Annotated in this window: 1 protein-coding gene (running past one end of the window); it reads left to right on the top strand. The window is 72.8% G+C overall.

Translation table 11 applies throughout. The annotated features are described in order from the left end of the window. A protein-coding gene (locus tag ACIQD6_RS32245; protein WP_401889485.1) for a lonely Cys domain-containing protein crosses the window boundary here: on the top strand, positions 1-14,325 show its 3' end. It extends 45,582 nt beyond the left edge of the window; 14,325 of the gene's 59,907 nt are visible here — the last part of the coding sequence; its start codon lies off the left edge, out of view; it ends in the stop codon at positions 14,323-14,325.

Genomic DNA, 14,325 nt, shown 5'->3' with positions numbered 1-14,325 from the left:
GACCCGCTGTTGTCGCCGGAGACGCTGATGCGGGACGCCTCCGGGGCGGTACGCGGGCGCAATGCGACCGGCGAGCGGATCGACCGGGTACGGATCGACCGGGCACCGGTGTACGCGACCGAACCGGGCGCGGCGCCGAAGCGGGTGTCGGACGACGACGCGCCGTGGGGTGACCAGGCATACGTGGTGGGCGCCGAACTCGTCGCCGGCGGTGTGCGGACCCGCGACGGGCAGGTGCTGAGCTTCGAGGAGTTCGCGGAGAGGCTGGGACGCGACCCGGAGTTGGCGAAGCTGCCGACGGACGTGCCGGTGGTGCTGGCCGTGCCGTACGCGGCGCGCCGCCAGTACATGGCGTTGCAGCGCGCGGTGGCCACCCGGCTGGGGCGGCGGGCGTGGGCTCCCAGTGGTGAGGGGCGTCTGCGGTACGACGCCGATCTGGACGCGCACGTCCTCGCGCTGATCGACCCCGGCCCCGGCCGGCCGCTCGGCGTCTGGGCGCCGTTCGATCCGCCCACGGTGAAGGTGCCCCACAGGGACCGTGAGTGGACGGCTCTGGACGGTACGAAGTTCCGGGACAGCGACGTGGACACCATGCCGCTGGTCGACGAGAACCATGAGCGGTTCGGCCTGGAATCGCATCGGGACGACGAGCCCCAGCGGCGCACCGCCGAGCAGCGTTACCGTCTGTTCCGCTCCATGCGTCGGCTCACGCACTATGTGCCGCTGCACGATGGCCTCGGCGAGGCCGGATCGGAAGAGCTGCACCCGGACTCGGCGGTCCACACCTTCATCGCTCACGGCAAACCGGGCAGGGTGGGGCTCGCCGTACACGGCCGCACGGTGTGGTTGAGCAGCCGGGACGCGGGACGCTACATCGGCGGCCTCCGCGAGGTGCTCGAACTGCCCCCCGGCCACAAGCTGGACATCGTGGTGTGCTGGGGCGCCTCGGAAGGCGACCCGTCGGTCCCTCACCCCTCGTCCGCCCCGGCCCCCTTCGTCGACGATCCGCTGGAGGACGTGCCGCTCGGGCAGCACGCCGCCAACGAGAGCAGGCGGGAGGCGACGACGTACAGCCGGCAGACCGGCGCGCTCGACAGCAGCAGAGTGGTGTTCGACGGCCCCGGTGGCGAGGTCGCCAGAAGGGTCACCCACCGGCCGGAGCCGCTGCCCCGTGAACTCGACGCCCTGGCGCGGGGCGCGGGCCTGCACACCGGCCCGGGTGAGGCGTCCCCCGACGTGCGGAAGACCACGCTGCGGCTGGTGCGGGCGCTGCGGCAGGTGCTCGGCAACGGCATCGAGGACGATCGGGCGCAGTACGCCCGGGTGCTCCAGGGGATCGGCGCGCTGGAGCGGATGCGCGCGAACGACCCGGAGCTGAGCCGGCTGACGCCCTTCCGCAAGGATCTGTGGACTTTCCTCGCCCGCCGGGCCGGTGGGTTCGCCCCGGGCCGGACGGACTATCTGGCCGTGCTCGACGACGCCCGCGACCGGCTGGCCGCGCAGCCGGACGCCCGGCTCACCCCGGCCTCCGAACCCGCCCTGGAGTACGCCCTCGACCAGATGTCGAAGGGCGGCGACGCGCACGTACGGAAGCTGCTGAAGCTGCGCTCCTCCGCGCCCGTGGGGCCCCGGGAGGTCGCGCGGGCCCTGTGGGCGGGCGTCGGCGCGTCCCAGCGCATCGCCCTGCCGCCGCAGGAGCTGGCGGCCCTCGGCCGCAAGGTGCTCCACCTGCCCGCCGGCACCCCGTGGGACCCGTCGAAGGTCCAGGCGCTGTGGCGGGTGACGGCCAGGGCCATCGCCCAGGGCGCGGACGCGTCGAACCCCGATGTGCAGGCCGCGTACCACCTTGAGGAAAGCGGCGCGCTGGACAAGTCCAGGCAGCTGAAGAGCGACGGTCCCCGCACGGCCGGCGAGTCCCTGCGGGGCCTCAACTGGAGCGGCAGGCCGGCGCCGAACGGCATCGAGTGGGACCGTGTGCACGAGGTGACGACCGCGTCCGACGGAACGACCACCGTCAAGCCGTACCAGCCGGTGTGGCGGGCGAAGCAGCGGGAGATGCCGATCCTGCTGCTGGCCGGTACGGACCAGGCCGGGGGGCTGGTGCTGGACGTGCCCGGGCTCGGTCCCGTACCGGTGTCCGAGGGGGAGTTCCTGGCCCTGACCGACCTCATGGCGCGGTTCCACCGGATCCCCCTGGGCGTTCCGGCGCTCTTCCTCATGTCCGGTCCCGGAGCCGGACAGCAGCACTCGGTGTCGCAGGCGTACTCCAACCACACCGGGCGGCTCGGATACGTGTACACGGCGCCCCACGAGGTGGTCGAGGCCGACGACCCGTCGGGCCCGCTGCGCATCGTGGCGCACCGCAGGGACAACACCGGGAAGCGGGGTAAATGGGCCCAGACCATCTTGGACGCGCCGAGCGACTCCGCCGGACAGCCGGGCGCGCCGGCAACCGGTCAGGCGTCCTCCGAGCCGTCCGGTCCTCCCACGGTCGAGGACCCCGGGGCGCCGGACCCGCTGCTGTCGCCGGGGACGCTGATCCGGGACGCCTCCGGGGCGGTGCGCGGACGCAACCTGACGAGCGAGAAGATCGAGCGCCTGCTGACCGGCAGGATCCGGGTCTACGAGTCCCGGCCGGGCCTGCCGCTCAAGCGGGTGTCGAAGGGTGTGCAGGAGCGCGCGCCGTGGCCGGACGACGCTTATGTGGTGGCGGCCGAGAGCGACGGCGGCGGCCGGGTCCGTGCCTTCGACGGCCAGGTGCTCGACGCCCGTCAGCTGGCCGAGAAGCTGGCGGCGGACCCTGAGCTGGCGAAGCTGCCCGCGAACGTGCCCGTGGTGCTGGCCGTACCGTATGCGGGTGCCCAGTACCAGGAGTTCCTCACGATCGTGGCCGCCCGGCTGGGGCGGACCGTGTGGGGCCCCAGCGGCGAGGGACGTCCGCAGCGCAACGGAACCCGTCACGAGCACGTCCTGGCGCTGATCGACCGCGACCCCGGCCTGTTGTACGGGGACTGGATCCGGATGGATCCGCCGGCATCCGTGCCGCCGTCCGTCGACCGTGAGTGGACCGCGGTGGACGGCGCCAGGTTCCGGGACAGCGACGTCGACACCAGGCCCATGGTCACGAACCACCACAAGTGGTTCGGCCGTATGTCCCTCAACGACAACCTGAGGCAGCGGTACGCCAACGTTCGCTCGTACTTCGAGAAGCGGCTGATCGAGCGCTACATGTTCACCGGTGACGGGATCCGGGACTACCGCACCGAGCAGCTGGCGCCCGTCGACCGTGCGGTCTATGTCTTCATGGCCCATGGAGTGCCGGGCGGGCTCCAACTCGTCCTGCGCGACGGCCGGAAGGTGCTGCTGACCGCCGCGGACGGCGGACGCTACATCGGCGGGCTGCCCGAGCTGAGCCAGCTGCCTCCCGGCCACCGGCTGGGACTGGAGAGCTGCTGGAGCGCGTCGGGGGGCGACCCGTCACAGCCCCAGTCGGAGACCATGCCGCCGCCGCATGTCGACGATCCCCTGGCGGATGTCGAACTCGGTCAGCATGCCGCGAACAACAGCAGGCGGGATGCCGACGCGTCCCTCATGGTCCGTGGCATAGCGGCCGACGCCTTCGTCCTGCCCACGGCGGGCAATGGTCTCCAGGGGCGCATCGTGAGGTACCGCCCGGAGCCACTGGACCACGAACTGGACCAATTGGCCCGCGACATGAGGCTCCACGCCCACCTGATCGAGTCGCCGCAGGACACGCGGGAGGCCATGCTCCGGCTGGTGCGGGCGTTGCGCCGGGCCTTCGGCAACGAGATCGAGAACGACCGTGGCGTGCCGGGCGGTCGGTACGAGCGGGTGCTGGAGGGCATCGTCGCGCTGGAGAACCTGCGGGCCAACGACCCGGCGCTGGGCCGGTTCACGCCCTTCCGGATGGATCTGTGGGCCTTCTACGCCCAGGTGTCCGGCGGCAACACCCCGGACCAGGCCGCCTATCTGGCAGTCCTGGACACCGCCCGGACACGGCTGGCCGCGCAGCCGGCCGGCGAACTCGGCACGAGTCTGTGGCATCCCGCCGTGAACACCACCGTCGCCCGGCTCGCCGGCGAGGGCGAGACCCTGGTGCGGAACCTGACCAGCACCCCGTGGCACATGCCGCTGGGGAAGGAACACACCGCACGGACTGTCTGGCCGCTGGCCCGGTCCTACCGGATGCTCGGCGAACTGTCGGCGCCGGCCCTGGAGGGACTCGGCCGCCGGGTGCTCCACATGCCGCCCCACGCCCCGTGGGATGCCGCACGCTTCGGCGAGCTGTGGATGCTGGCCGCGCAGGCGCTCGCGGCGGGCCTGGACATCACCGATCAGCATGTGCTCGCCGCCTACCACCTGGTCTCCACGGGTGCGTTCGAAGCGTCCGCCCTGCTGCGGGGCGCCGCCGGGACTGTCCAGGGTTACAACTGGAGCGGCCAGGCGGCGCCCCAGGGCGTGAACACGGATGTGGTGATGAACCAGGCACCGTCGACGCAGGGCCTCACGCCGACCGACCCGCTGTGGAAGGTTCCCGGGCAGACCGCGACCCACAACCCCAAGGTGATCTGGACCGGCACGGAACCGGACGGCACCCTGGTCCTGCACCTGCCGAGGCTGACCGGTGTCCGGGTGCCCGACGAGGAGTTCCAGGCGCTCCTGTGGCTCGCTCCGATGGTGCGCACGGCGCCCCTGAACATTCCGTTCGTCTTCCTCGGATCCGGTCTCGGAGCCCCGGGACGGCAGATGTTGTCGGAGTTCTTCCGTCGCACCGGCCACCTCAACTGGGGTTACAGCGATCTCCTCCTGGTGGTTCCGCCGTCCCCTTGGTTCGCGGGCCCGCTCGCCATCCAGACCTACCCCGAGATGAGCACCGGGGCGCCGGGGCAGTGGTTGCGGAACGGACTTCAGCTGCCGCCGCCTCCGCCGTCGTCGGGGGCGCCGCAGCCGGGGGCGCCGACGCCGCCGTCGCCGGGGCCGGTCCTCACGGACGGCGCGCTCACGTACGGTGCGACGCCGGGCGGATCCGAGGTGATCGCGGGCGGCACTCCGGCACCTCCGGGTACGTCATGGCCGAAGCCGCCGCGTCGGCACGACTCCGGCGTCGGGACGTTCCACTTCGCGCCCGACGTTCCTCCCACCGTCCCCACCGTCGACGAGGACGGCGCCGGTTCCGGTGAGTGGGACGAGCGATCCGGTATCGCCTATCCGTCGCCCGTCCAGATCAACGCCGCTCCCGTGTCCTCGGCCGGCCCGGAGAACACCCCGGAGGCGGACACCGGGACCGCTTCCGACGACGGTCCGGGCTGGTCGGTGTCATCCTGGCGCCCCGCCGGATCGCCGGACAGGGCGCGGTTCGAGAGCCTGTACCGGGACCGTGAGTGGCGTCGTCGCGGTGTGGCCCTGGAGTTCGCGTTCGCCGGGCACCTGGGCCGGTCCGACGGGCTCACCGAGTCCGCCCGCGACATGGTGTCCCGTATGTACCGGGAACTCGCCGCGCGCCACGGCGAGTTCGCGGCCCGGCGTGCCTTCTTCGCCCCGGACGCGGTTCCGGCCGATCCCGCCGCCGCGCTGGAGCGGCTGCGTACCCTGCCTCCCGGGCCGCTCGCGCTGGACGAGCTGATGACCGCGCTCACATACGCGTCGTACGCGGGTCCCGGGCTGCCGCACGAGCACGCCGAGGCGCTGTCCCGTCCGGTCGGCCGCCGTGCGCGGTACGCGCCGGGCAGCGCGTACCGCGAAGTCCACGACAGCCGTGGTTTCCGCCGCGTGGGCGGGGAGGACGGTCCCGCGCCGCGGCTGCTGCGGACCTACGCGGCGCTCGACGCGTCGCCCGGCCAACTGCTCGCGTTCCGCGACGCGCTCATCGCCTGGGCGGTCCCGGCGGATCTGCAGTCGCTGCACGAGATCCTGCGCGCCTCCTACCTGCTCGGGGTGGGAACCGCCGAGGAACGCGATCTCGCGCTGCGCGACGGTGCCGGGCTCCACACCTGGGTGGCGGACTCGGTCACGACGTCCGGCGCTCACCGGACCGACCCGGACGACCCCTCTTCGGAGCGGCTCGTCCCGCCGCATCGCGCGCTGTACGCCGAGCGGATGACGTTCGGCCGGAACATCACCCGCAGCAGGCTGGATCTCCCCGGCGGCCTCGTGGACCTGGTCGACGCCGCGCTCGCCGGGAACCTGCCGTCCGACACGGACCGCGCCCGGGCGCTCCACACGTGGCTGAACCGCTACGGCGACGTGGGCAGGCAGGCCCTGGAGCGGCTGGACCCGGCCCACCTGACGGCCGTCCACCTCTACAGCGGTGCCGACTACCGGCTGATGAAGGCGTTCCTCAACGGCGAGCGGTTCGGCGCCGGGATGGGGCGTCGCCTGGTGCGCCTCAACACCTGGACGATGACCCGGCAGATGGCCGAGGTCGGCGCCGCGGACCTCCTTCCGATGACGCTCCGCCGACAGCCCGGTTTCGCCGCACTGTTCGACGCGATGTGGGAGGTGGACGACCTCCAGGAACCGACCCCCGAGGTGGCCCGCCTGCGCCGCCGCCTGGACGCGATGGCCGACTCGCTGTACGAACAGCTCTCGCTGCACGTCGACATGGCGATCGAGGCGCTGGAGATCCTGCCCCCGCTGAACGAGGACGTCTGGTGGGGCGACCGCGGGATGCCGGGGCCGCTGGGCGCGCCGCCGGCGGACGGACCGGTGTACGGCCGGGACGGCATCACGATGCCGTTCTTCCGCAGCACGGCGCGCTCGCGAGAAGAAGCGCTCGGCTTCATGTACCGGAGCAAGGGCATGCCCGGCGACTCGCATCGCGGGCTGGTGCACGTGGCGGGCTCGACGGCGCGGGAGGTCAACCCGTTCGCGGTCCTGCCGCTGGAGACGGAGGCCCTGTATCCGCCGGGTGCCTCCTTCGACATCTCCACCCGGGCGGTCGTTCCGAACGACCGGCGGGAGGAGTCGTACGAGTCCATCGATGTCACGGAGGCGACGCCGCGTCACGACGCGTCCCGTACCGCTCGGCCGATCGCGGAACTCGGCTCCACGGACGATCTGTTCGGCATCGGTTCGTCGACCGCTGCCGCCGAGGACGGGCCGCGCCCCGCGCCGGTGGTGCGGCCCGTTCACGGGGAGGACGGCGAGCTCATCGGTGTGGCGTCGTTCGACGACGCGGACTGGGCGGTGCGGCGGGAGCAGTACGCCCGGCTGGGCAGTGCGACGGGCTTCGTGTCGTGGGAGCGGGACGGCGAGGACCGGCCGGTCGCGACAGAGCGGGAGCTGCCGGGTGGCGGCACGGCCGACGGTACGTTCTTCTTCGCGTCGCACGGCGGTCCCGAGGGGCTCGCGCTGGTCACCGAGGACGGTGGCGTGCGGCGGGACGACGGCTCGTACGCGGGGCGGTTGCTGCGGGCGGCACGGGGCCGTGGCTTCCGCAGTGTGACGGTGCTCGCGTGCGGACCCGGCGATGTCCCGCGAAGCGAGGCGGAGGCCCGGGCGCGGGCCAGGCGGATGGCGAACGGGGCGGGGCTGCCGGTCCATCTGCCGGTGGGACGCTCGGCGGTGTCCGACGGGCTGCCGCAGCTGCTGGAGGACGCCGACGGGCGGGCCACGGGATGGGTGACGGAATATCCGGACGGCTTCTCGGGTCCCCGCGTACCGGCCCCGGGCGCGGGAACCGGCGGGCGCGTCACGTTCGGCTATCCGGCCCCTGAACAGTTCAACGCCACGGGCAGTGTGCGGGACGCCACCCCGGAGCAGATCGAGGCCATCGACGCGGCCGGGGAAGCGACCTGGGCGGTGTCGGCCTGGCAGCCGACCGGGGCCCCGGACACGGCACGGTTCACGAGCCTCTACCGGGACCGTGAGTGGCGACAGGCCGGCGTCGACTGGGAGGACTCCCTCGCCGAGGTGCTGAGCGATTCCCCCGAACTCGCCGAGGCGGTCGGGGACGTGGTGCGAGGGGTCCTCGACATGCTCGCCGAGCGCAACGGGGAAGAGGCCGCCCTGCGCGCCTTCTTCGCCCCGGACGAGACGCCGGCGGACCCCGTCGCCGAGCTGGGACAGCTGCTCGACGCGCCCCCGGGGTCAGAGGCGCTGGACGGGCTGATGAGGGCCCTCCTCCACGCCGCGTACGCCGTCCAGGGGCTGCCCCGCCAGGTCGAGGAGGCCCTGGACGGGACCGGCGACGGCTTCGGACGGGGCATGGCGGACAGCGCCTACCGTGCCGTGTACGACAGCCGTGGTTTCCGTCGGGTGGGCGGTGCGCGAGGTCCCGCGCTGCGCCTGCTGCGGATGGCCGCCGCGCTCGACCTGCCGTCCACCCTGCTGCCGGCGTTCCGGGCCGCCCTGGTCGCCTGGATGATTCCGACCCATCTGCAGTCGCTGCACGAGGTTCTGCGCGCCTCCCACCTGATCGGAATGGGCACCCCGGACGAGCGTGCCGCCGCCGCCCGTGACGGTGCCTCGCTGCACACCTGGGCGGTGGGCCACTTCTTGGAGAGCGGGCTGATATCGCCCGACACCGACGGCGGCGCGCTCGACGCCCTGGCCCCACCGCATCAGGCCATCTACCAGCAGCGCATGACGTTCCCGTCCGAGGTCACCGAGACGATGGACGTGCCCGACGCCCTCGTCGCGATGGCCGATGCCGCGCTCGACGGCGAACTCCCGCCCCGGCCCACCGGCAGGCTCCTCGTCATGTCCGGGTGGCTGAACCGGTACGGCGAGCGTGGCATGGAGGCGCTCAGGCGACTCACCCCGGCCCATATGACGGCCCTGTACCTCTACAGCTCGTACGACTACCGGTTGATGAAGGCGCTGCTCAACGGCGAGCGCCTCGGCCAGGGCGTCAGCCGTCACCTGGTGCGCTTCCACACCTGGCGTTACATCCTCGACTCGGCGCGCGAGGAGGAGCTGGACATGGCGCCGCTCACCCTGGTCAGCCAGCCCGACTTCACCGACGTGTACGAAGAACTGTGCGCCCTGCCCGATCTCGATGCGCCGAGCCCGGAGCTGGCCCGGCTGCGGCGCCGCGTGGACATGATGGCCGACCGGCTCCACGGCGAGCTGAAGCTGCACATCGACATGGCCATCGAGGCGCTGGAGATCCTGCCGCCCGTCGGGCGGACCTCCTGGTGGGGCGAGCGGGGAGCGCCCGGACCCCTGGACGCGCCGGCCGTGAACGGCCCCATGTACGGCGACGCGACGATCGACGTACCGTTCTTCCGCAGCACCTCACTCCTGGTCCAGGAGGCGACCGAGTTCGCACTGGGCGACAAGCCGGTTCCCGCGCGTTCGCACCGCAAGCTGATCGAGGTCAGGGATTCGACGGCGCGCGACGGCGTTCCCTTCCTCAAGCATCTGTCGGAGGGAGAGGCGCTGTATCCGCCGGGTATGAGGTTCAACGTCCTCAGCCGACGGCTCGTCGCCACCGAGAAGCGGCCGTCGATGCTGCGCGAGGTGGTCGAAGAGGCGACCCCGATGCCGGACAGCCTCGCCGCGACGTCGCAGGCCGACCCGCTTCCCTACGCCCCGGCCGAGTTCGAGGACTCGGTGGACGATCTGTTCGACCTCGGTGCCCTCGACTCCGACCTGTCCGACGCGGGCGCGTCGGACACCGACGCGTACTCCGACCTCGGCACGGACGTCGATTCCCGCCTCGGTGAAGAGGACCCCTCCGACGCACCGGCCCCCGTCTATCCGGAGCCCGACTACTGGAACACCCCGTGGGCGGGCCACGAGACCGCGCCGTCCGCGGAGGGGATCGCCGTCCAGGAGATCCGTGAGGACGGCCGGACGGTCGGCAAGGCGTCCTTCACCCGGCGCGACTGGGCGCTGCGCGAGCCCTTCTACGGCCATCTGCCCAAGGCCACGCACTACACCGAGTGGAGTCGCGGCCCCGGCGGGGAACGTGTGGCCCGGCGGCGCCCGCTGCCCGCCACGGGAGACTCCGGCACGTTCTTCTGGACGTCCCACGGCACGGAAAGCGGCTACGCCGTCGTCCGCGAGAACGACATGCCCGTCGGCGCCGACAGCGAGATGGTGGGGCGCCTCCTCGGCCAGGACCTGGCCGCGGCGGGCTTCACCAGCATCACGGTTCTCGCGTGCGACCTCGCCGCGGGCACGGGCACGGGCACCGCCACCGGCACGAACACCGGCACCGCGCCACGGGGCGACAGTCTGCGGCGCGCCGTCGAACGGGCCCGGGGCATCGCCGACGCCACCGGCCTGGACGTGTATCTCAACACCGGCCGGACGGCGGTCACGCCCGGTCGGGACGAGGAAGGCGATCCGACGGCCGACATCCACCTCCTGGAGTCCGCCGACGGCAGCCCCACGAGCATGCTGCACGTCCCCCCGAGGTCCCGGGCCGGCTCGGACCCGAGCCTCCCCGAGCCCCCGGTGTCCGCCGTGGAACCGGGCCCGCCCGCGCCCGCCGGCCCACCCTGGTCGGTGCCCGGATGGCAGGTCGCCGGAACGCCGGAGGCCGTGCACTTCGCCCCGCTCTACGGGCAGCGCGAGTGGCGACAGCTCAGCCTCCACTTCGAGCAGACCCTGGCGCGGAAGCTGGCCGCCGACCCCGAAAGCGCCCAGGGCGTCGCGAGGGCCGTCGCCCGGCTCCACCACGTCCTGGCGCGGCGGCACGGCGTGCCCGCCGCGGACCGTGCCTTCTTCCAGGGGCCGGAGGCCGAGCGGTGGCTCGGGGAGCCGGACGCGGTGCGCCGTTTCCTGGAGTCAGGGCCGTCCGTGCACCAGCTGATGCAGGCGTTCGGCCGCGCGGCCTACGGCGGCCAGGGGCCCGTCACCCTGCTCCACACCCTCCCCGGCTGGCTCCGCTCGCCGCGACCGCCCCGGCCGCAAGGGAACCGGCGGGGCGCGTACCGGACCGCGCACGACCCGCGCGGGTTCCGGTACGTCGGCGGGACGGTCGGCCCGGCCCTGTGGCTGATGCAGGCCTACCGGGCGATCGGGGCGAGCGGGCCCGAACTGATGGCCTTCCGCAAGGCGCTGCTGGCCTGGTCGATCCCGGCCGACACCCATTCCCTGCACGAGGTGCTGCGCGCCTCGCACCTGGTCGGCCTGGGTGCCGAGGCGGAGCGCACCGCGGTCGCCCGCGACGGCGCGCGGCTGCACCAGTGGGCCGGGCGCGCCTTCGGTATCGGTCCCTCCCTGCCGCACCACCACGCCTATGACCGCAGGACGCGCTTCGAATCCAAGTACCAGGTCGCCGTTCCCGAGGACATCGGCAAGGCGCTGAACGCGGCGCTGACCGGGACCCCGATGGAGTCCCAGGAGGAACGGGTCGAGGTGACCGAGAAGTGGCTGGAGCGGTTCGGGGAGCGGGGCCGGGCGGCCCTGCGCGCCCTGAGCCCCGGCCACCTGACCGCGCTGTACCTCTACACCGGCGAGGACCACAAGCTCTTCAAGACCTATGTCACCGCCGGCCGCTTCGGTGAGGCCGTCGGCCGCTGGATGATCAGGCAGCAGGTGTGGCAGTACGCGCGACAGGACGCCACGAGCGAGGACCCGATCCTGCCGGAGCTGCTGATCTCCGACGAGGACCTCGGCGACGCGATCGACGAGTTGCGGCAACTGGGCCCGGACGCGACCGGACCGGCCGTCGCGGAGGTACGCCGTGCGGTGAACCGCGTCGCCGACCGGGTGTACGACGATCTGGCCCTGCACACCGACATGGCGGTCGAGGCCCTGGAGATCCTGCCGCCGGTGAACGGACAGGTGTGGTGGGGCGGCTGGCTCCCGGGACGCCTGGACGAGATCCAGCAGGACTCGCCGCTCGTCACCGGGACCACGATGTACATGCCGCGGTTCCGCAGCACCACCGAGGACGCGTCCACGGCGGTGGGGTACACACGGGGCGACATCCAGGAGATGGACGGCGCTCAGGACCGGCACGCGATGCGGGGGTACGTGGAAGTTTCCACCGCCCGCGTGGTGACGCCCTTCTCGGCGTGGATCGAAGAGGACGAGGTGCTCTACCCGCCGGGCATGGCCATGAGCATCGTCGGCCGCGACATCGAGACCGACCCCAATACCGGGGAACTGTTCGCCGACTACGAGCTGGTGGAGGCGCCTCCCTACCCGCACACGGCCTACCACAACGCCGAGGACGACCCGTCGCCGCGGATCGTGGAGCTCGCCGACGCCGAGGACACGGACCCGGCACCGTCGCACACGGACCCGGCACCGCCGCACACGGACCCGGCACCGCCGCCCGGGGAGGACACCGCCGTCGGCCGTGAGGCAGCCGCGGATGCGGCGCCGTCGGACGCTGCCGCGCCCCGTGCCGGCTACCGGCGCACCGGGCCGTACGCCGCCGAGCTCGACGGCACCGTCTTCGCCCTCCACGAGTCGCCGGGGGAGGGCGACCGGAGCGTCGACACCCTGCTGTTCGCCCTCCGGTACGTGGCGACCGACGCCCTCCAGGAGGCGGGCATCGAGACCCTCGACGACTTCCGCGACTGGCTGGACCGCTCCCTCACCGACGACGACGTGTCCGAGGTGACGGTGCCTCCGCTCGACGGGAGCCGGAACCTTCCGTTGTGGCTCCTGGACAAGGTCGGTGAACCCCTCGACATCTCCCGGCGCACGGAGGGAATGCTCCTCGGCGATCGGCTCCCGGCCTCGCTGTTCTCCCTGAGCCCGGCCCAGCGTCTCCGGGTGCTGATAACCGATCCCTCCTACGGGGACGAGAGCGCGGAAGTACCGATGGGGCCGCTCGTGGCGACGACGGCTCGCGGGCTCGGGGTGCGGGTGGCCGTGGCGGGCCAGGACGGCGAGATGACGTTCCACGGTGACCCCACCGTCCACGGTGACCGCACCGGGAACGTACCCCCCGCCCTCCTGGTCCAGGACGGGGACCGCCACCTCGCCGGGCTTCCGGACGGGCCGGGCGACACCACCACCGGGAGCGAGGCGCGGCTGCGCCGGGTGGCGGACGCCCTGTCCTCCGCACCGGTGCCCGTACGGCGACGGCTGGCGACGCGGCAGGCACCGGGCTGGGTCCGGGGCCGCATCCGCTACATGGAGGAGGCGGAGCGCTTCGAGCAGCGGCTGGCCCGGTATCTCGGCGGTGACGAAGCGGCCAACGCCCAGCTCGGCGTGGTGGTACGCGAGCTGTGGAAGCGGGCCGTGGAGGCGGGCCGCTGGTCGGAACTGGGCTCGGACGACCCCGCCGTCGACGGGGCGGTGGGCACCGGCCGGGAGCGGCTCCAAGCGGTGGTGGAGTCGGGCAATCTGCGGGAGCGGATGGGCATGCTGTGGATCGGTGCCCAGTCGCCGGACAGGCATGGAGGACTGATCTCGGATCTGTTGGGCAGCCCTGAGTGGACCCCTGAGGTGATCACCGCCGAGTACCGGGCGTCGAGGCCGCCGTCGGATGTGATGACGGCCTACCAGGAGCTGAGCGCGCGGTCGGACAGAACGCCCGAGGAGCAGGCGCTGATGGCCGACGCCGAGCGGACGCTGCGGGCGCAGGTGCGTCCCGAGGACCTGTCGCCGCCGCTGAGCGAGGCCGAGCGGGCCCTGATGCCGGACGAGTCCGTCCCGTGGATCCCGGGGATGAACCGCTTCGAGATCGCGATGGACAGCTTCCCGCAGTCCGACGGCGAAATGGACGGCAGCCTGGTCCGGGCCGGCACGTCCGGCTCGGCCCACCGGCTGTTGGCGCAGGTCGTGAAGATGCGGGACGTATGGGGCCTGGACGTCGACCTGGGCCTGGTGCGCCTCGCGCTGATCGCCGAGATGGTGCAGGCGGAGCATCACTCCCTGGACGAGATCATGCGGGGCTCCCAGCTGGTCTTCGACGAGCTGCGGGAGCGCGGCACTCCGGAGTCACCGGACCTCGACTACACCGACAACTGGGGCCGTTACTGGCGCATCGCCCCGCTGACCGAGGCGGAGCTGCGGGAGCATGTGGCCGTCGACGGCAAGTTCCCCGATGAGCACGCTCTGGAGACGGAGGGCCGGCCGACCGGCGGGGAGCCGGCCGACCCGGAGGTGGACGCGTGGCTGGCGGCTCACCGGGACGCCCTTGAGGATGTTCTGGACGTCCTGGCGGCACTGAGCCCCGATGGTCTGCCCGGTTCCGATGTCCTGGACGTCCTGGCGGCGCTGAGCCCCGATGGCCTGCCCGACTCCGATGGCCTGCCCGACCCCGACGACGGGGTCCTGACCGCCGAGCGGCTGGAGCACCTGGTCGACGCCTGGTTCCGCGCGCGGGGCCTGACCCCGTCCGGCTCCCTGGCCGACGACCTCGGCCGCATACTGAACGACCGTGCATAA

Origin of the sequence: Streptomyces sp. NPDC088400 (assembly GCF_044753355.1) — a bacterium.
Taxonomy (GTDB): domain Bacteria; phylum Actinomycetota; class Actinomycetes; order Streptomycetales; family Streptomycetaceae; genus Streptomyces.
This window is presented reverse-complemented; position numbering and strand designations above follow the sequence as displayed.